The organism is Pseudoalteromonas sp. 19-MNA-CIBAN-0066 (assembly GCF_040308705.1).
GTDB classification, from domain to species: domain Bacteria; phylum Pseudomonadota; class Gammaproteobacteria; order Enterobacterales; family Alteromonadaceae; genus Pseudoalteromonas; species Pseudoalteromonas nigrifaciens.
In genome coordinates, this window is sequence record NZ_JBEONZ010000121.1 from 1 (window position 1) to 362 (window position 362).

At 40.3% G+C, this 362-nt stretch carries 1 pseudogene; it reads left to right on the top strand.

Annotated features, from left to right (window positions below):
• Positions 1-362: pseudogene (gene glmM / locus AAEZ18_RS18465) on the top strand (phosphoglucosamine mutase); the annotation flags it as partial.

The following is a 362-nucleotide window of genomic DNA, read 5'->3' on the forward strand; positions in this document are numbered from 1 at the left end:
TCCTGATTTTGCCATGAAGTTAGGGTGGGCTGCAGGCACTGTTTTAGCTTCAAGTGGCACCAAAGAAATTTTAATAGGTAAAGATACACGTAATAGTGGTTATATGTTTGAGTCAGCAATGGAAGCAGGCCTTTCTGCTGCGGGTGTTAATGTTGCTTTTGTTGGCCCAATGCCTACCCCAGCAGTTGCTTATTTAGCATCAACCTTTAGAGCGGATGCAGGCGTTGTAATTAGTGCGTCACATAACCCGTATTATGATAACGGGATTAAGTTTTTTAATAATTCTGGTACGAAGTTAAACGATGAACAAGAACTTGAAATTGAAGCTTTGCTTGAGCAAGCTTTAAATAATAACGCTATGC